Source organism: Modestobacter sp. VKM Ac-2978 (assembly GCF_026968025.1).
Taxonomy (GTDB): Bacteria; Actinomycetota; Actinomycetes; order Mycobacteriales; family Geodermatophilaceae; genus Modestobacter.
The window spans coordinates 748,599-766,216 of sequence record NZ_JAPVBP010000002.1; the positions used below are offsets into that span (position 1 = coordinate 748,599).

A 17,618-nucleotide genomic window follows, 5' to 3' on the forward strand; every position below is an offset into this window, starting at 1 on the left:
TCGGGGCCGGCTCTGCCGAGTGGGGTGGCTGCGGAGGTGGTCACACCCGGTCCGCCGGTGTCCGGACCGGCGGGCGCAGCGACCCGGCGACCAGCACGGCCACGCCCAGCAGGACGGCGACGACGGTCAGCGCACGCAGCACGGTCACCTGCTGCCCGAGCAGCCCGATCAGCGGCGGCCCGGCCAGGAAGGCGCAGTAGCCGATGGAGGCGACGACGCTGACCCTGGCGGCTGCCCCCGCCGGGTCGTCGGCCGCGGCGCTCATCCCGGTCGGGAAGCCGAGCGAGGCGCCGGCACCCCAGAGCAGGGCGCCGAGGAAGGCGACCGGCGGGGACCCGAACACGAACAGCAGCAGGCCGACGACGGCCAGCCCGGCCAGCAGCCGGATCACCGGGACCCGGCCGTACCGGTCCAGCAGCGAGCCGCCGAACCAGCGGGCCAGGGTCATGGCGGTGAGGAACAGCGCGAAGCCCAGCGTGCCGGTCGTCTCCGACGTGCCGTGGTCGTCGATCAGCGCCACCGCCAGCCAGTCGTTGGCGGTGCCCTCGGCGAAGGAGAAGGCCAGCACGACCACCCCGATCACCAGCGTGCGCGGCTCCCGCCAGGCGGCCAGCGCGCTGAACCGCTCGGCCGGGACCCCGTCGGGGTCGGTGTCGACGTCGGGGACGAACCCCCGCGTGGTGAGCGGCACGACCACCGCGACCAGCACGGCGACCCCGGCCAGGTGGACCGGCACGGGTACGTCGAGGGCGACCATCGCCGTCCCCAGGAGCGCCCCGATGACCGTGCCCAGGCTGAAGCCGGCGTGGAAGCGGGACATGACGACCCGGCCCAGGTGCCGCTCGACGACGGCGCCCTGGACGTTCATCCCGACGTCCCAGGCGCCGTTGGACAGGCCCATGACGAACAGCCCGGCCGTCAGCACGGCCACCGAGGTGACCGAGCCGATGGCGATGACGCCCGTCGCCGCGGCGAGCACGAGCGCCATCACGATCACCGTCGCGCGAGAGCCGATCCGCCCGATCAGGGTGCCGGCCAGCGGCAGGGCGATCACCGACCCGGCGGCGATGGCCAGCAGCACCAGGCCCAGCGCGGCCGGGTCGAGGTCGAGCCGGTCGCGGACCTGCGGGATCCGGCTGGCCCAGCTGGCGAAGGCGAACCCCGCGCCGATGAAGGCCACGTAGACCGCCCGCATGGCCGTGGTCACCTGGGCCGGGTCGGGCGACCGGCGGACGTCGGTGCTGGTCAACGCGGGAGCTCCTGGGAGTCGGTGGGCCGAACGGCCCGGGCGATGATCTCGTGGGTCTCGGCACGGGAGACCGGCCGGGTGGAGAGGACCTTGTGCATGACCAGGCCCTCGACCAGCGCGTCGAGCCCCCGTGAGGTGGTCGGGTCGACGAACCGCTCGAGCACCCCGCGGCTGCGGCGCATCCACGACTCGGTGACCGACCGCAGCGCCGGGTCGCGCAGCGCAGCGAGGAAGAGCTCGTAGGCCACCGCCCAGTCGCGGTCGTCGGCATCGGCGTCGGCGTGCACCAGCTCGGTGACGGCGTCCACGACGTCTGCGGTGCTGGCGACCTCGGCGAAGTGCGCCTCGTACTTGACCGCCATCCGCTCGGCGTGCAGGGCGAAGGCCTGCGCGCGCAGGTCCTCCAGGCCGGTGAAGTGGTAGGTCAGCGAGCCCAGCGGGACGTCGGCGGCCGCGGCGATCAGCCGGTGGGTGGTGCCGGCGACGCCGTGCTCGGCGATGACGTCGACGGTCGCCTCGACGATCCGCGCCGCCCGGTCGGGGTCGTGCCGCCGCACCGGCCGGTCGCCCATCTCGGAGTCGGGGGCCTGGCTCACGGGAGCGGTCGGACGACGCGGGCCGGGCTGCCGACCGCGACGACGTCGGCGGGCAGGTCCCGGGTGACCACCGAGCCGGCGCCGACCACCGTGTTGGCGCCGATCGTGACGCCGGGGCAGACGATCACACCGCCGCCGAGCCAGACGTTGTCCTCGACGACGATCGGTTCGGCGGACTCCCACTTGTCCCGGCGCGGGCCAGGCTCCAGCGGGTGGGTCGCGGTGAGCAGTTGGACGTTCGGGCCCATCTGCACGTCGTCGCCGATGGTGATCCGGGCGACGTCGAGGCAGACCAGCCCGAAGTTCGCGAAGGTGCGCGCGCCGACCGTGGTCTGGGAGCCGTAGTCGCAGTGGAACGGTGCGCGGATCTCACTGCCCGGGCCGAAGGCGCCGAGCAGCTCCTCGAGCACGGCACGCCGGGCGGTCCCGTCGGTGGGGTCCATCGTGTTGTAGCGGTGGGTGAGCGACTGCGCCCGGGTGCTCTCCGCCGCCAGCTGCGGGTCGTCGGCGATGTACGGGTCGCCGGCGAGCATCCGGTCGCGCATCGAGCGCGGGTCGTCCGTCATGTGTACGAGCGTACACATCACTGTGTACGCGCGTACACATCCGGGTGTGGGCGGCGGGTCACTCGCGGACCGGGTCGGCCGACAGGTCCGCCGCGATCCCGGCGAGCAGGCCGTCCAGCCCGGGCAGCTGGTAGCTCCAGAACCCGGTGACCAGTGCGCGCGCGTGCTCGTCGTCCGTGGCGGTCGACAGGATCCGCGCCACCGCACGCCGGGTGTTGTCGAAGACGAGGTGGAGCAGGTCCCGGTGCACGGGCCGGGGGGTGCCCGGCAGCGCGCGCACGGTGTGGTCGACCAGGCGCTGCACGAAGGCGGTGGGGTACCCGGCCACGGGCGTGCCGTCGGCACGGTCCAGCAGCACGCTGACGGCCAGCCGGTGCGCGAGCCAGAAGTCCAGCAGCTCCGCGGCGGCGGCGCGGTTGCCGCTCCCCTCGGCGAGGGCTGCGATCCGGCCGTCCAGCAGCTCGTCGTGGCGGGCGGCGAGCTCGGGGGGCACCACCTCGGCGAACAGCGCCTCCTTGGACGGGAAGTACCGGTAGACGTTCCCCGGGGCCGTGCCGGCGACGGTGGCGATGCCGGCCATCGAGGTCCCCGCGTAACCCTGGTCGGCGAAGCACCGCAGCGCGGCGGCCCGGATGCGGGCGCGCACCGCCTCCTTGAGGACCTGCGCCATCAGCTGCGCCCCGCCAGCCAGGCGACGTCGGGCTGCACGTCGGCCCACGGTGCGGCGGCCTCGAGCTCGTGGGCCAGGGCCAGCAGGAGCCGGTCCGCCCCCGGCCGGGCGGCGAAGTGGACGCCCACCGGCAACCCGCCCGAGCGACCCAGCGGCACCGACATCGCCGGGCACCCGGCGATGTTGTCCATCGGCGTGTAGCCGACGGCCTCCTCGGTGCGGCGGATCAGCGTCTCCCGGCCGGCTGCCGGCGACAGGTGGCCCAGTGGCCAGCAGACCCGGGCCAGGGTGGGGCTGAGGACCACGTCGCAGTGCTCGAACAGGGCGAGCCGGGCCCGGGTCGCGTCGGTGAACGCCCGCTCGCCGTCGGCCCGGGCCGTGGGGCCCAGCCCCGCTGCCCAGTCGATCAGCTCGAGCGTGAACGGCTCCAGCTCCGCGGGCCCCGGCGGGCGGCCGAGCAGGGGCGTCACCATCGCCGCGACGTCGGTCATGGTCCGGGCCGCCGCGGAGAAGAAGGCGCGGCTGAGCGCGTCGCCGTCCACGTCCTGCGCCGGAGCCGCCTCGACGTGGTGCCCCAGCGCCGCGCACAGCTCGGCGGCGCGGGCGACCTCCCGGGCCACGGCGTCTTCCGGTTCGCGCCCGGTGAGGGTCTGCGTGAGCACGGCGATCCGGAGCCGCGCGCCGTCCGGTCCGGTGACCAGCCCGACCGGCGGGTGGACCGCGTCGGGGCCGGTGCGCTCGGTCGCGGCCAGGAGGTGGGCGCTGTCCCGCACGCTGCGGCTGATGCAGTGCTCGACCACCAGGGCCGGCAGTCCGGGCAGCTCCGGTCCGGACGGGACGGTCCGCAGGTTCGAGGGCTTGAAGCCGAACAGGCCGGTGAGGCTGGCCGGCACCCGCAGCGAGCCCCCGGCGTCGTTGCCGTGGGCCAGCGGCACGAAGCCGGCGGCCACCAGGGCGGCCGAGCCGCCCGAGGAGCCGCCGGCCGACAGTCCCTCACCCCACGGGTTCAGCGTCGGTCCGCGGAGCGCGGACTCGGTGCTGCCCAGCAGCCCGAACTCCGAGCTGGTGGTCGAGCAGAGGACGGCGAGTCCGGCTTCCTGGAGCCGGGCGGCGTAAGGGGAGACGCCGGGTGCCGGGTTCGTGGACATCAGCCGTGAGCCCATCGTCCACGGCAGCCCGGGCCAGGCCAGCAGCTCCTTGACGGCGAACGGGACGCCGGCCAGCGGACCCTCCACGGTGGGCTCGGCGGGTGCCTCCGCGACGGTGTCGGCGACCGCGTTCAGGGCGGGGAGGTCGGCGATCAGGCCGCGGGCGGTCTCGGCCAGGTCGGCGGGGGACACCTCTCCCGCGCGGACCAGGCGGGCCATCTCCACCCCGTCCCACCTGCGGTACTCCTGCGCAGCGATGAGCATGGGCGAACAGTGAACGCCTCATTCGCGCTTGGCAAGGGGATCCTGCGCGGTCCCGGTCAGCTGCGGGGCTTGGCCCGTCGGGTCGGGACGGCGGTGGCCGGGTCCTCCGGCCACGGGTGCCGGGGGTAGCGGCCGCGCAGCTCGCTGCGGACCGCCGGGTACCCGGTGACCCAGAAGCCGGCCAGGTCCGCGGTCGTCGCGACCACCCGGGACGCGGGGGAGAGCAGCTGCAGGCGCAGCGGCCGGCCGGCCACCACCGGTGCTGTCGCCCAGCCGAACACCTCCTGCACCCGCACCGACAGGGTCGGCACCGTGGGATCGGCGTAGTCGACCCGCAGGTTCGAGCCGGTGGGCACCTCGACCCGTTCGGGCACCAGCTCGTCCAGCCGCCCGGCCAGCTGCCAGGGCAGCAGTCCGCGCACCGCGGCGACCAGGTCGATCCGGGCAAGATCCCGGCGGCTGCGGGCGCCGAACAGCGCCGCGCCGTCGGCCAGCGCGGCGAGCAGCGCCTCGTCGTCCACCGCCGGCCACGGCTCGCCCAGCCCGGCGTGCGCGGCGGCCAGCCGTTCGCGCAGCGCCCGGGCGGCCGGCGTCCAGGTCAGCAGGGTCAGCCCGTCCCGGCGGAGGCCCTCGGCGAGCGCCGCGGTCACCGCCGCCGGGTCTGGGTCGGGCAGCGGGCGCTCGGTGAGCACGATGGCGCCCAGCCGCTCGACCCGGGCCGCCCGGACGTCGCCGTCCCGCCAGGTCACCTCCGGCCCGTCGGTGTGCGCGGCCGCACCGGCCGCCAGGGCGGTCGCCTCGTCCACCGCGACCGCGGCGCGCACCCGGGCGTCGCGCCGCCCCGGCGCGCGGTCGGCGGCGGCCACAGCCAGCCAGCCGGCGCCGGACAGCGCGGTGCCGGGCGCCAGCTCCGCACCCGTGCCGGCGGCCAACAGGTAAGTGCGTTCGGTGCCGGGACGGCGGCGGGCCAGCCACTCCGGGTGCGCCAGCCCGACGAGCAGCCCCGCGGCGGTGTCGTCCGGCAGGCCCGTGTCCGGAGCCGCCGGCGCCGCCCGGGACAGCCGCGCTACCTCCTCCCGCCAGCGGGCGGCCGGTCCGCCGGACTGACCGCGCAGCGCCCGCCACTCGGCGACCAGGTCGTCGGAGCGCGGCGCGACGTCGGCCGACAGCAGCGCCACGACCTCCGCCGCGCGTCGCCGGCCCACCTGCGCGGCGCCGTCGAGCAGCGCCCGGGCCAGCCGCGGGTGTGCCCCGACCGCCGTCAGCGCCCGGCCGCGCGGGGTGACCCGGCCGTCGTCGTCCACCGCGCCCAGCTGGCGCAGCGTCGACCGGGCGACGGTGAACGCGGCCTCCGGCGGTGCGTCCGGCAGCGCGAGGCCGGCGCCCTCCGGGGCGCCCCAGACCGCCAGCTCCAACGCCAGCCCGGTCAGGTCGGCCAGGGCGATCTCCGGTTCGCCCGAGGCGGGCAGCCGGTCGTGCTCGGCGGCCGACCACAGCCGGTACACCCGCCCGGGCGCCTCCCGCCCGGCCCGGCCGGCCCGCTGCACCGCCGAGGCGCGGGAGACCCGGACGGTGACCAGTGCGCCCATCCCGCGGGCCACGTCGAACCGCGGCACCCGCGCCAGGCCTGCGTCGACCACGGTGCGCACCCCGGGCACGGTCAGGCTGGTCTCGGCGACGTCGGTCGACAGCACCACCCGGCGCCGGGGGCCCGGGGTGAGCGCGGCGTCCTGCTGGTCGGGCGGCAACCGGCCGTGCAGCGGCCGGACGTCGGCGTCCACCCCGCTCAGCAGCCCGGCGACCCGGCCGATCTCGGCGGCGCCCGGGAGGAAGACCAGCACGTCACCGGTCTGCTCGGCCAGCGCCCGGCGCACGGTGTCGGCGACCGCGGCCAGCAGCCGCGGGTCCACGGACGGACCGTGCGGCGGGGCGACCGGTGGGCTCGGCGGGCACCACACCGGCTCGACGTCGTGCAGCGAGCCGGTCGCCTCGATGACCGGCGCGCCGCCCATCAGCTCGGCCAGCCGGTCGGCTGCGGCGGTCGCCGACATGGCCAGCAGCTCCAGCTCCGGGCGCAGCGCGGCCCGGACGTCGAGGGTGAAGGCCAGTGCGAGGTCGGTGTCCAGCTGCCGTTCGTGGCACTCGTCGAGCACCACGGCCGACACCCCGGGCAGCTCCGGGTCGGCCTGCAGCCGGCGGACGAGCAGTCCGGTGGTGACCACCTCGACGCGGGTGGCGTCGCTGCGCCGGCTGTCACCGCGCACGCTGTAGCCCACCGAACGGCCCACCGGCTCGCCCAGCAGCGACGCCATCCGGCGGGCCGCGGCCCGGGCGGCCACCCGCCGCGGCTCGGCCACCAGCACCCGACCGGGCAGCCGGCCGGCCAGCGCGAGCGGGACGAGCGTCGTCTTGCCCGTACCGGGCGGGGCGACCAGGACGGCGCCGCCGCCGCCGTCGAGGGCGGCGGCGAGAGCGGGGAGGACCGAGCGGACGGGGAGCTCGGTCCCCGGCGTCCCGGTCGGCGGCAGCACGGGGTCAGTCTGGCCGACCCCGTGAGCGTGTCGGCGAGCCGCAGCAGCCACCCGGCCGAGCGAGCGGCGGCTGCGTACCGAGGCGGTCCACCTGGCAGCGGACCTCGGCGCGGTGACGCCCCGATCCCACCGCTTCCGACGCCACGTTGCCGGCGCCCGGGGCTCGTTGGCCCTGGCCGTCGGCAACGTGGTGGCGACCAGTCAGCGGCGCTCGTCGAGTGCCTCGACCAGCCCGCGCGCCGCCTCGGCGAGCAGCGACAGGTCGTTGGCGACCACCAGGAACCCGGCGCCGGCCCGGGCGGCCGCGGCCGCCTTGTCCGGCACCGAGCCGAAGGCGAGGCCGCACGGCTTGCCGGCGGCCTGGGCGGCGTCCAGGACGTGCTGGGTGAGCGCCGTGACCGCCGGGGCGCCGGCCGGGAGACCCATGGAGAGGGCGAGGTCCGCCGCGCCGACGAAGACCGCGTCCACCTGATCGAGTGCCAGCATCTCCGCGGCCGCGTGCACCGCCTGCTCGCTCTCCAGCTGGACGATGCACAGCACCTGGTCGTTCCCCGTCGTCCGGTAGGCCGCCGTCGGCAACGCGCCCCACAGACCCGCCTTGCTCGTGCCCCCCGATCCGCGGGTCCCGTGCGGCGGGAAGCGGCAGGCGCGGCCGGCCGCGGCGGCCTGCTCGACGGTGTCCACGTGCGGGAAGAGGATCCCGCCGGCTCCGGCGTCGAGCAGCTTCTGGACCAGCGAAGGGTTGATCTCCGGGACCCGGACCAGGGGGACCATCCCCCGCGCGGTCGCCGAGCTGGACAACCGGTAGGCGGTCTCCAGCCCCAGCGGGGCGTGCTCCAGGTCGACCACGACGAAGTCGAAGCCGGCCCAGGCCATGATCTCCACCGGCTCGGCGGCCGCGGCCTTCAGCCACGTCCCGAGGGGCACGGTCCGGTGCTCCTCGGTGAAGAGGCCTCCGGTGCGGCGCTGGGTCTGGGTGCTCATGCCATCGGGTAGTCGTCGGCGTTGAGCACCCACCCCGGCTTGGCCGAGAAGTCGGTCCGCGGCGGGCTGAAGACGTCGATCATGGCGTTGTGGCCCTCTCCCACCGCCTGCGACGTGTGCACGGTCGGCGGCGGGATGATCGTCACCGACGGCGCTCCGATGCGGACGTGGTCGTCCTCGCGCCAGACCGTGGAGTCCTTGAGCCACGGAGTCCGGACGTGGTGCACGTACTCGCCCGCAACCACCACGGAGAGCTGCTCGAAGTCGTCGTGCGTGTGCGGTGAGAGCTTGGCCGGGTCCCGGGGCCCGTCGTACGGGGTCAGGAAGTTGACCATGAACGAGCGGGTGCGGAAGATCCGGCCGAATCGCTGGGGGTCCACCGGTACGTCCGCCAGCGGGTAGACCCGCACCTGGTGACCGCCGGCCGGCTCGGGCCAGGGCTCCAGCAGTGCCACCTGTGGATGGTCGACGGCGTAGTCGGTCGTGTTGACGGCAGCGGTGGCCCAGGCCTCCTCCCCGGCCTCGACGAGGCAGAACAGCCAGCCCGCCGAGCGGGCCACCACCCGGGCGGCACCGGGGGGCACCACGACGAGCCCGGGGGCGCACACCTGCGTCGTGCCCCGGTCGGTCAGCAGGTCGAACGACAGCGCTTCGTCGGTGACGACGATCGCCGCCTCGCTGCACAGCGTGCCCAGGTCGAGCTCGTCACCGGCGGCCAGCCGGCTGAAGATGGTGACGACGTTCTGCGCGCGGACGGCGACGGTGGAGCCCCCGTCCGCCGCGCCGAGCGCACCGACGTCGTGGAAGCCGGGCGCGGCGATGCCCGCAGTGCCACCAGCGGGGCTGGGCTTGGGTGCGGTGGCTGTGGTGCCGAGTGAGGAACGCGGGTCGGTCGTGTCGTACATCGGGCCTCCTGGGTCAGTGGTTCTCGTGGTCGACGGGTGCGCGGCGCGCTGTCCCGCCCGTCGTCGAGGTGCGCGCCGCGGTCATCCGCGCTCCTGGAGCTCGTGCCGGGAGGAGACGGCTCCACCGATCGGCGCGAGGGTCTCGGTCGTGCCGATCCGGGCATAGGTCGGTCCGGCGAGCCGCATCAGCGGGTCGAGGGCCACCGTGTCGATCTTGTTGCCGTGCTGGAGCAGGTCCGTGCGGACGTGGAGGCGGACCACCTCACCGACGGTGAACAGCGCCCCGGCCCGCCCGAACTCGACCTGCTGGCTCAGCCGGCACTCCAGGGCGACCGGAGCGTCGGCCAGCCGTGGAACCGCGACGAGGTCACCTGGGACGGTCGCCAGGCCGAGCTCACCGGCCTCGTCCACCTCGTAGCCGTGGGCACGGGAGCTCTCGTGCACCGTCTCCCGATCGGCCCACACGGCGACGTGCACGACGTACTCGCCGGTCTCGGCGATGTTGCGCGCCGTGTCCTTCGGCACTCCGGCCCGCAGGCCGATGTTCACGCCCACCATCGGGGGGTCGTTGGCGACCATCGTGAAGGCGCTGAACGGCGCCAGGTTGACGTGTCCGGAGCGACCCACGCTGGTGATCCAGGCGATGGGGCGGGGGACCACGATGCCGGTGAGCAGCCGGTAGGCGGCTGCCGCGTCGAGCGTCGCGGGGTCGATGACCGTGTGGGTCGGGACCGGCCCGGCCGTCGCGTGCGGGATGGTCATCCCGTCAGCCCGAGCAGGGTCGCGGGGTTGTGCACGGCCATCTGCCGGAGGTCGGACTCGGGCAGGCCCAGGTCGAGCAGGGCGCCACAGGTGCCCAGCCATGCATCGACCGGGAGCGGGTTGTTGCGCTGCCCCATGTCGGAGGCGAGCACGATGTGCTCCGGCCCGTGCCGGGAGATCCACTCCATCAGGACGTCGGGCTCGAAGTGCCGGTCCTCGCGGTCGGGGTTGTACATGCCGACCTCGTGCTCGACGTGCGCCCCGAGCGCGATGAACTCGTCGCACAGCGCGGGATCGGCGCCGATGACGAAGTTCGGGTGGCTGATGACCATCCGGTCCATCCCCCGGGCGTGCGCCTCGGTGAACAGCGCCCGGATCTGCTCGGGGTACATGTGCCCGGCGTTGAGGACGGCGCCGGCCTCGTGCACCAGGTGGAGCACCTCCCGGGCCGCGGCCACCAGCTCGCCGTCCTCGGCGACCACGTCGATGCGCTCGACCGGGACCGAGATGCTGGCGGTCGGGAACTTCCCACCCTCGGGGTGGCAGTCGATGTGCCTTCCGGAGCTGATGGTGGGGAACCAGACGACCCTGCCGCCCATGTTGAGCGACATCCGGACGGCGAAGGGGTTCACCCCGCCCACCGTGCTGTTCAGCGCTATGCCGCCGAAGACCTCGGTCGGGATGGCAGCGAGGTGGTGTGCTTGGGCCAGGACGTCCATGACGGTGTTGTGGTGGTGGGACTTGACCACCATGGCCCGCATCCGGAGCCGGTCCCAGCCGTCCTGGGCCGCCTCGTAGTGCAGGACTCGGCGCGGGAACGGGCTGGGCCCGGAGTGCACGTGCATGTCGATGAGGCCGTCGAGGGCCTTGACGATGGCGTCGGACATCGGGGTGTCGATCCTCTCGAGACGGAGCCGGGCGGTGGCGGTCGGCGGACCGCAACCGCCGGGGTGGCGGGCGCTGCTAGCTGGTCGGCTCCAGCTCGGTCGGCTCGAAGTCGCCGATCTGGTCGGCGAGGGAGTTGGTGAGCACCGCGTCCACCGAGGGCTCCTCGGTGATCAACTCGCTGTCGGCGGCCCAGCTGATGAACCGGGACATCGACTCCTCGTCCATGGTGGTCCAGTCGGTGGACTCCGGGTCCGGGATGAGGAAGTTCAGCCGGTTGTTGATGTAGGTGACCTGGGTGGCGAGGACGGTGGCCTCGTCCTGGCCGGTCCCCGGCCGCAACTCCGGCAACGCCTCCCACTCCTCGCGAACGGCCTCCTCCGGGTGCAGCCGTGCCCACGCCAGCCCCTTGGCGACGGCCCTGCCGAAGCGGGCGTACAGGTCCGGGTCGTCCTCCAGGTCCTCGGCGAGCGCCGCGAGGCCGCCGCCGAAGAGGCCCTCGATCTCGGGCACCGGGATCACCGAGGTCTCGATGCCCTGGCTCTCCAGGGTCAGGTAGAGCGTGTCGAAGAGGGCCAGCGCGTCGACGTCGCCGTTCTGCACAGCCGTGACCAGTTGCGCGCCGACGCCGATCGGGACCAACGTGACGTCGCTCTCCTGCAGGCCGGCGTTGCGCAGCGCGGTGCGCACGATCGTGGCGCCGGTGCTGTTGGTGTTCGTGAGGCCGATGCGCTTGCCCACCAGGTCCTCCACCGTCTCGATCCCCGAGCCGTCCAGCGCCCGGAGCTCGTAGATGAAGTGCCCGTAGTTGGGCATGAAGTACTGCACCTCGGTCTGCTGCTGGGCCGCGATGACGATCGGTTCCCCGGTCGCCACCGCGACGTCGGCGTTGCCGCCGATCAGCTGCTGGACCGCCTCGGTGCCGGACTTGGCCAGGTTGAACTCGACGGACAGCCCCTCCTGCTCGAAGTACCCGAGCCGGTCCGCGAGCAGGAAGACGGCGGTCTCCGTCGACCAGGACGGGGCGGTCAGCGCGACGGTGACGTCGTCCGTGCCGCCGGCCGCGTCGTCGTCGGAGCTCCCGCATCCGGTGAGGCCGACGACGACCCCGAGGATCGCGGCGGTGACGCCGAAGCGTCGACCGAGAGGACCACGCAACATCTGGTACCTGCCTTCGTGGGAGGGGGACGACTCCCCGCGAGGGGGTCGGTCGGGTGATCGCACTCGGACGTGAGCCGCTTCGACGAGCTCGCTTCGACTAGTCCGCTTGGCGATCTATGTGATCGCGATACGGACTATGGGGTGGATCACGTTCAGTGTCAACACACCAAATTGTCGGCAGCGTCCTGGGCTGAACCCGCACTAGACCGTGATGGCTGTGAGGTGCAACACTGCCGGACACAGTCAGCAGCGACGCTCTGATCGTCATGTGAACAACAGGAGTGGTGCATGGATGCCGAGATGATGTCGTTGCCAGGGGCCGGGGCCGGCTCGTCGGGTGACATCCAGGCCGTGGCGCGGACTGCTCAGGTCCTCGCCCTCTTCGGTCCGCGTCGTCCGACCGTCACGGTCGCGCAGGCAGCGGCGTTGCTGGGCCTCAACCGCACCACGACGAATCGCTACTTCATGTCCATGGAGAGCGTCGGGCTCCTGGAGCGGAGCCCCGAGCACGCTGCGGCGTTCCAGCCTTCCCGCCTGATCTACCAGCTGGGCGCCTTCGCGCTGGGCAGGCAGCACGTGCTGGAGGTCGGCCCACCGCTCATGCGGGACCTGGCGGCCGAGGCGCGACTCACCGTCTCCATGGCGTTGTGGGGGGCGTCCGGGCCCGTGGTGGTGCACGTCGAGCAGTACGTGACGTGGGGTGCCACGGTGACCGTGCGGGTCGGCCACCAGCTCGGCATCGATGCTGCGCAGACCCAGGTCTTCCTGGCCTTCCACCCCGACCGCTTCGCCGTCGAACGCCTGGCCGGCACCGTGCCCGGGCAGCAGCGCGACGGCGTCGACGAACGGATGCGCGCGACCGAGGCGACCGGGTTGGGCCTGGCGACCACCCCGGAGGGCGTGCGGATCATCGCCGCACCGGTCTTCGGTGCGCAGGGGCTCGCGGCGACCCTCGCCGTGGTCGGGACGTCGACCGTCCTGCCGGCGGGCCGCTCCACGCTGGCCGAGGAACTGCTGCTCCGCACCGCCCACGCCTTCACCGACCGGATGGGTGGCGCCTGGCCGCTCCCTCGCCCGCAGTCGGACCCCGAGTACGACACCGCCTGACCGGACCGATCCCGAGCCACGAGGAACCGACGATGACGATGACCACGACCGCTGCCCTCCACCTGGACGGCGTGCACAAGACCTACTCCAGCCGGCGGAGCGGCGAGGTCACGGCCCTGGACGACATCCACCTCACGGTGGGGCAGGGAGAGTTCGTGTCCCTCGTGGGCCCCAGCGGGTGCGGCAAGAGCTCGCTGCTGAAGATCGTCCTGGGGCAGAGTCGCCCGACGCGGGGCACCGTCACCTTCGGGGGCGAGCTCCCGGCCGGCCGGCACCGGCTCGGCATGGTCTTCCAACAGGCGTTGCTGCTGCCCTGGCGCACGGTGCGGCAGAACCTGCTGCTGTCCCACGACCTGAACGGCGCACCGGCCGGGGGGTCCGACGCGACCGCCGACGCGATGCTGACCACGCTGGGGCTGGCGGACTTCGCCGACAAGTACCCGAACGAGCTGTCCGGTGGCATGCAGCAGCGGGTCGGCATCGGCCGCGCGCTGGTGCACGACCCGCAGATCCTGATGATGGACGAGCCCTTCGGGGCGCTGGACGCGCTCACCCGCGACCAGCTCGGCATGGAGCTGCTCGACATCTGGGAGCGCGACCGCAAGACGGTCCTGTTCGTCACCCACAGCGTCCCCGAGTCGGTGCTGCTCTCCGACCGGGTCGTCGTGATGACCCCGCGACCGGGTCGCATCGCCGAGATCATCGACATCGACATCCCGCGGCCCCGACGACTCGAGTCGGTCAACACCCCCGAGTTCGGCGAGTACGTCCTGCGGATCCGGCGGCTGCTGAACATCACGACCAGCGCTCACTGACCGTGGCTGCCCGCCGGCCACACCCGAACCGACCAGACGCGAGGGATCGACCATGACGACGACGTCACAACCCGGAGCGCGCCCCGCCGGGGCTGCCACGCCCGACCAGGCTGCGCCGAAGACCGCCGAGCGGGCGGCGCGACGGCGCCTGTCCGACCTACCCGGCTGGGCGCTGTCGCTGATGCTCGCCGTGTTCGCCGTGGCCGTCTGGCAGGCGGTCGTCGTGGCCTTCGACGTGTCACCGATCATCTTCCCGGCGCCCACCGCGGTGGCCGAGTCGCTCTACTCGGGACTGGCCGACGGCAGCCTGGTCCGCAACGGCTGGGTCACCCTCAAGGAGATCTTCCTCGGCTTCGGGGTCGCCGTCGTGACTGCGCTCGGCGTGGCCTTCCTGGTCACCCAGTCCCGGCTGGTGGACAAGGCGGTCTACCCGCTCGTCGTGGCCACCCAGACCATCCCCAAGGTGGCCATCGCCCCGGTCTTGATCATCTGGTTCGGCACCGGGCTGACCTCCAAGGTGGTCACGACAGCCCTGCTGGCGTTCTTCCCGCTCCTGGTCAACGCCATCCACGGACTGCGGTCCACCGACCCCGACCAGATCGCCATGTTCCGGGCGTTCGGGGCGACGCGTTCCCAGGTGTTCCGGCGGCTGCAGTTCCCCAGCGCGCTGCCGAGCATCTTCGCCGGTCTCGACGTCGCCGCGGTCTTCGCGGTCACCGGTGCCATCGTCGCCGAGTTCGTGGGTTCGACGGAGGGGCTGGGTTACGTCATCCAGGCCACGAACTTCACCCTCGACGTCTCCCGCACCTTCGCCGTCCTGGTGATGCTCTCGGTCATCGGGCTCACGCTCCACTTCGTGGTCGTGCTCGTGGGCCGGCGCGTCGTCTTCTGGTCCCACGACGTCAACCGCCTCGACCACTGACCTCGGCCGTCCGGTCGGGTCCGGCCCGTCACCACGGCGTCCGTCGAGTGACGATCAGCGGCGGGAGGGGTGCGTGACGTGTCCGGGCGTGCGTTGGTAGCGGGTCGTTCGGTGACCTCCCGGGCGCTCGACGTGCTGGGCGCCTTCGACACCGGGCACCCGCGACTGTCCTTGTCGGAGGTGGCGGCGCGCTCCGGTACTCCGGTGACCACCGCTCACCGACTGCTCGCCGAGCTGGTCGCCTGGGGCGCGCTCGCCCGCCGTGACGACGGCCGCTACGAGATCGGCCAGCGGCTCTGGGAACTCGGCCTGCTCGCGCCGGTGCACCTGGAGCTGCGCCAGGTCGCCGCTCCCTTCCTGCTCGACGTGCACACCGCCACCCGGGACGCCGTCCACCTGGCGGTGCGGGAGGACACCACGGCGCTCTATGTGGAACGCATCTCCGGGAAGCGCGCCGTGCCGACCGTCAGCCAGGTCGGCAGCCGGCTGCCGCTGCACGCCACCGCGGTCGGGAAGGTGCTGCTGGCCTCGGCCCCGGACGACGTCGTGCACCGGGTGCTGCGCGCACCCACCCGGGAGACGCCCTACACCGTGGTCGACCCCCGGCGGCTGACCCGCGACTTGGTCGACGTCCGGCGTAGCGGCTGGGCTCGGACCGCGGAGCAGATGTCGCTGGGTGCGGCGGCGGTGGCGGTCCCGGTCACCGTCGAGCGCGCCGGTGGGCTGGTGGTGGTGGCGGCGCTGGGCATCGTCGTCCCCGCGCACCGCCGGGACCTCGGTCGCCTCGCACCGTTGCTCCAGGTCGCCGCACGTGGCATCGGCCGGGCGGTGGGTGCCGCGGAGCAGGCCCGCTGACCACGTCGGTCCTGCGGAAGGACCGGCTGGGCGGTGTCGCGGCGGCGGCACGCTCCGGCGATGCACACCTGGGTGAGGATGGCGCACCGCTGCTCCGGCGGCCCGCCCGGCGTCCGGTCGAGCTCGGGGCGGGCCTGCGGGACGGCGGCGGGCGGACGACACCCGCATCGGAGAAGTGGGATGGATTTCCGGTGGGTGGGACGGTTGCCTTGGTCCGGCACGTCCGCGCTGACACGGTGGCCCGGTGGACGACGTCGTCATATGCAGCCCGGTACGCACCCCCATCGGCCGGATGGGCGGCGTCTTCGCCGGGCTGTCCGCCAACGAGCTCGCCGCCACCGCGATCCGCGCCCTGGCCGAGCGTGCCGGCCTGGGCGAGGGGCAGGTCGACGACGTGGTGCTCGGGCACTGCAGCCCCAGCGGAGAGAACCCGGCGATCGGCCGGATCGCGGCCTTGGACGCCGGGCTGGGTGTGCAGGTGCCTGGCCTGCAGGTCGACCGGCGGTGCGGCTCGGGCCTGCAAGCGGTGCTGTACGCCGCGATGACCGTCGGATCGGGCGCGGCGACCACCGTGGTGGCCGGCGGCGTGGAGTCGATGAGCTCGGTGGAGCACTACGCGCTGGGCCTGCGCACCGGGGTGCGCGGCGACGGGGTGATGCTGCACGACCGCCTGGCCCGAGCCCGGGAGACCGCCGGTGGCGTCGACCACCCGGTTCCCGGCGGGATGCTGGAGACGGCGGAGAACGTGCGCCGCGAGCACTCGGTCGACCGGCTGGCGCAGGACGCGTGGGCGCTGCGCTCGCAGCAGGCCGCCGGCGCGGCCATCCGCGAGGGCCGGTTCGCCGAGGAGATCATCGGCGTCGAGGTGCCCGGCACCCGGAAGGTCCCCGCCCACGTGGTCACCACCGACGAGCACCCCCGCCCGGACACCACGATGGCGGACCTGGCCCGATTGCGGCCGGTGATGGGCGCGGTCGACCCGCACGCCACGGTGACCGCGGGAAACGCCTCCGGGCAGAACGACGGCGCGGCGGTGTGCCTGGTCACCACCCGGGCCGAGGCCGACCGCCGCGGCTGGGACCCGTTCCTGCGGATCGCCGGTTGGGCGGTGGCCGGCGTGCCACCGGAGACGATGGGCATCGGGCCGGTCCCGGCCACCGCTGCGGTGCTGGCCCGGACCGGGCTCACCTTCGCCGACCTGGACCTGATCGAGCTCAACGAGGCCTTCGCCAGCCAGGTGCTGGCGTGCCTGGACCTGTGGGGCCTGGGCGTGGACGACCGGGAACGGGTCAACGTGAACGGCTCGGGCATCTCCCTGGGCCACCCCGTGGGCGCGACCGGCGCGCGCATCCTGGCGACCCTGGCCCACGAGATGCGCCGCCGGGAGGCCCGCTACGGCCTGGAGACGATGTGCATCGGCGGTGGGCAGGGGCTGGCCGCCGTGTTCGAGCGGGTGCGCTGACCGCGCCGGTCGCCGCGACGAGAGACCTCCCCGCCGATGGCGCGGGGGAGAGGACTGCCTGAGATCGGGAGGTGCGATGGACAAGGTCGTCCGTTCCGCTGCTGATGCGGTGGCCGACGTCAGCGACGGGACGACCTTGGCCGTGGGTGGCTTCGGGTTGTGCGGGGTGCCCGTGTGCCTGATCGACGCGTTGCTGGCCCAGGGGGCGTCCGGGCTCACCACGATCACCAACAACTGCGGGGCCGCCGATCAGGCGCTGGGGGTGCTGCTCTACGCCGGGCGGATCGCCAAGACGATCAGCTCCTTCGTGGGTGGCAACAAGGAGCTGGCCCGGCTGTACCTCTCCGGGGAGCTGGAGGTCGAGCTGACCCCGCAGGGGTCGCTGGCCGAGCGGCTGCGCGCCGGGGGCACCGGGATCCCCGCCTTCTACACCCCGACCGGGGTGGGCACCCTGGTGGCCGACGGCGGCATCCCGGTGCGCTACGACGCCGAGGGCAACGTGGTGGCCACCAGCGAGCCCAAGGAGGTCCGTCGGTTCGGCGACCAGGACTTCGTGCTGGAGACGGCACTGACCGCCGACTTCGGCCTGGTCCGCGCGGCGGTCGGTGACCGGCACGGCAACCTGGTCTTCCGCGAGTCGGCCCGCAACTTCAACCCGTTGTGCGGCATGGCCGCGGCGATCACCATCGCCGAGGTCGAGCGGCTGGTGGAGCCCGGGCAGATCCCGCCCGAGGCC

At 73.9% G+C, this 17,618-nt stretch carries 17 protein-coding genes; 6 read left to right on the forward strand and 11 right to left on the reverse strand.

Going from position 1 to position 17,618, the window contains the following annotated elements; genetic code table 11:
• Positions 1–40 precede the first annotated feature (40 nt).
• The 11 genes from O2W53_RS07435 to O2W53_RS07485 form a co-directional block, all read right to left on the reverse strand.
• Positions 41–1,249 carry an MFS transporter gene (locus tag O2W53_RS07435; RefSeq protein WP_269162352.1) on the reverse strand — a complete coding sequence of 403 codons (1,209 nt, stop codon included), beginning with the start codon at positions 1,247–1,249 and terminating at the stop codon, positions 41–43.
• A complete protein-coding gene (locus O2W53_RS07440; protein WP_269162353.1) occupies positions 1,246–1,845 on the reverse strand; it encodes a TetR/AcrR family transcriptional regulator in 600 nt (199 codons plus the stop codon). The genes O2W53_RS07435 and O2W53_RS07440 overlap by 4 nt, the downstream gene beginning before the upstream one ends.
• Positions 1,842–2,411: a sugar O-acetyltransferase gene (locus O2W53_RS07445; protein WP_269162354.1), complete on the reverse strand. Its 570-nt coding sequence runs from the start codon at positions 2,409–2,411 to the stop codon at positions 1,842–1,844. Before O2W53_RS07445 ends, O2W53_RS07440 begins: the two co-directional genes overlap by 4 nt.
• 58 nt (positions 2,412–2,469) lie before the next feature.
• The gene (locus O2W53_RS07450; RefSeq protein WP_269162355.1) at positions 2,470–3,081 is read right to left on the reverse strand and encodes a TetR/AcrR family transcriptional regulator; all 612 of its coding nucleotides are present in this window, start codon (positions 3,079–3,081) and stop codon (positions 2,470–2,472) included.
• On the reverse strand, positions 3,081–4,493 hold the full coding sequence (locus O2W53_RS07455; RefSeq protein ID WP_269162356.1) for an amidase family protein: 1,413 nt from the start codon (positions 4,491–4,493) through the stop codon (positions 3,081–3,083). The genes O2W53_RS07450 and O2W53_RS07455 overlap by 1 nt, the downstream gene beginning before the upstream one ends.
• Positions 4,494–4,549: 56 nt before the next feature.
• Positions 4,550–7,024, reverse strand: a complete 2,475-nt coding sequence (gene hrpB / locus O2W53_RS07460) for an ATP-dependent helicase HrpB (protein WP_269162357.1) — start codon at positions 7,022–7,024, stop codon at positions 4,550–4,552.
• A gap of 201 nt (positions 7,025–7,225) precedes the next feature.
• The gene (locus O2W53_RS07465; protein ID WP_269162358.1) at positions 7,226–8,008 is read right to left on the reverse strand and encodes an HpcH/HpaI aldolase family protein; all 783 of its coding nucleotides are present in this window, start codon (positions 8,006–8,008) and stop codon (positions 7,226–7,228) included.
• Positions 8,005–8,913 (reverse strand): hypothetical protein, encoded by a 909-nt coding sequence (locus tag O2W53_RS07470; protein WP_269162359.1) that lies wholly within the window; start codon positions 8,911–8,913, stop codon positions 8,005–8,007. Before O2W53_RS07470 ends, O2W53_RS07465 begins: the two co-directional genes overlap by 4 nt.
• An 81-nt stretch (positions 8,914–8,994) precedes the next feature.
• Entirely contained in the window at positions 8,995–9,675 is a 681-nt protein-coding gene (locus O2W53_RS07475; RefSeq protein WP_269162360.1) for a flavin reductase family protein, read from the reverse strand.
• Complete coding sequence (locus O2W53_RS07480; protein ID WP_269162361.1) at positions 9,672–10,562, reverse strand: DUF6282 family protein; 891 nt, start codon at positions 10,560–10,562, stop codon at positions 9,672–9,674. Before O2W53_RS07480 ends, O2W53_RS07475 begins: the two co-directional genes overlap by 4 nt.
• Positions 10,563–10,638: 76 nt before the next feature.
• Complete coding sequence (locus O2W53_RS07485; RefSeq protein ID WP_269162362.1) at positions 10,639–11,721, reverse strand: ABC transporter substrate-binding protein; 1,083 nt, start codon at positions 11,719–11,721, stop codon at positions 10,639–10,641.
• Between the two features lie 288 nt (positions 11,722–12,009).
• Between O2W53_RS07485 and O2W53_RS07490 the strand changes: the two genes are divergently transcribed.
• The 6 genes from O2W53_RS07490 to O2W53_RS07515 form a co-directional block, all read left to right on the forward strand.
• On the forward strand, positions 12,010–12,828 hold the full coding sequence (locus tag O2W53_RS07490; protein WP_269162363.1) for an IclR family transcriptional regulator: 819 nt from the start codon (positions 12,010–12,012) through the stop codon (positions 12,826–12,828).
• Positions 12,829–12,860: 32 nt separating this feature from the next.
• Positions 12,861–13,643, forward strand: coding sequence for an ABC transporter ATP-binding protein (locus O2W53_RS07495; RefSeq protein WP_269162364.1), 783 nt, complete (start codon positions 12,861–12,863; stop codon positions 13,641–13,643).
• A gap of 52 nt (positions 13,644–13,695) precedes the next feature.
• The gene (locus O2W53_RS07500; protein ID WP_269162365.1) at positions 13,696–14,565 is read left to right on the forward strand and encodes an ABC transporter permease; all 870 of its coding nucleotides are present in this window, start codon (positions 13,696–13,698) and stop codon (positions 14,563–14,565) included.
• 111 nt (positions 14,566–14,676) lie between these two features.
• Positions 14,677–15,420 (forward strand): IclR family transcriptional regulator, encoded by a 744-nt coding sequence (locus tag O2W53_RS07505; protein WP_269162366.1) that lies wholly within the window; start codon positions 14,677–14,679, stop codon positions 15,418–15,420.
• Positions 15,421–15,664: 244 nt separating this feature from the next.
• Positions 15,665–16,882: an acetyl-CoA C-acetyltransferase gene (locus O2W53_RS07510; protein WP_269162367.1), complete on the forward strand. Its 1,218-nt coding sequence runs from the start codon at positions 15,665–15,667 to the stop codon at positions 16,880–16,882.
• A 76-nt stretch (positions 16,883–16,958) separates the two neighbouring features.
• The coding region (locus O2W53_RS07515) for a CoA transferase subunit A (protein WP_269162368.1) at positions 16,959–17,618 on the forward strand (660 nt) is incomplete at its 3' end.

What these genes read in the sequence shown, in the direction of transcription:
- O2W53_RS07455 (WP_269162356.1), bottom strand. Translation starts at nt 4,493, where the DNA reads ATGCTCATCGCTGCGCAGGAGTACCGCAGGTGGGACGGGGTGGAGATG.
- O2W53_RS07470 (WP_269162359.1), bottom strand. Translation starts at nt 8,913, where the DNA reads ATGTACGACACGACCGACCCGCGTTCCTCACTCGGCACCACAGCCACC.
- O2W53_RS07480 (WP_269162361.1), bottom strand. Translation starts at nt 10,562, where the DNA reads ATGTCCGACGCCATCGTCAAGGCCCTCGACGGCCTCATCGACATGCAC.
- O2W53_RS07475 (WP_269162360.1), bottom strand. Translation starts at nt 9,675, where the DNA reads ATGACCATCCCGCACGCGACGGCCGGGCCGGTCCCGACCCACACGGTC.
- O2W53_RS07445 (WP_269162354.1), bottom strand. Translation starts at nt 2,411, where the DNA reads ATGACGGACGACCCGCGCTCGATGCGCGACCGGATGCTCGCCGGCGAC.
- O2W53_RS07450 (WP_269162355.1), bottom strand. Translation starts at nt 3,081, where the DNA reads ATGGCGCAGGTCCTCAAGGAGGCGGTGCGCGCCCGCATCCGGGCCGCC.
- O2W53_RS07495 (WP_269162364.1), top strand. Translation starts at nt 12,861, where the DNA reads ATGACGATGACCACGACCGCTGCCCTCCACCTGGACGGCGTGCACAAG.
- O2W53_RS07485 (WP_269162362.1), bottom strand. Translation starts at nt 11,721, where the DNA reads ATGTTGCGTGGTCCTCTCGGTCGACGCTTCGGCGTCACCGCCGCGATC.
- O2W53_RS07465 (WP_269162358.1), bottom strand. Translation starts at nt 8,008, where the DNA reads ATGAGCACCCAGACCCAGCGCCGCACCGGAGGCCTCTTCACCGAGGAG.
- O2W53_RS07500 (WP_269162365.1), top strand. Translation starts at nt 13,696, where the DNA reads ATGACGACGACGTCACAACCCGGAGCGCGCCCCGCCGGGGCTGCCACG.
- O2W53_RS07490 (WP_269162363.1), top strand. Translation starts at nt 12,010, where the DNA reads ATGGATGCCGAGATGATGTCGTTGCCAGGGGCCGGGGCCGGCTCGTCG.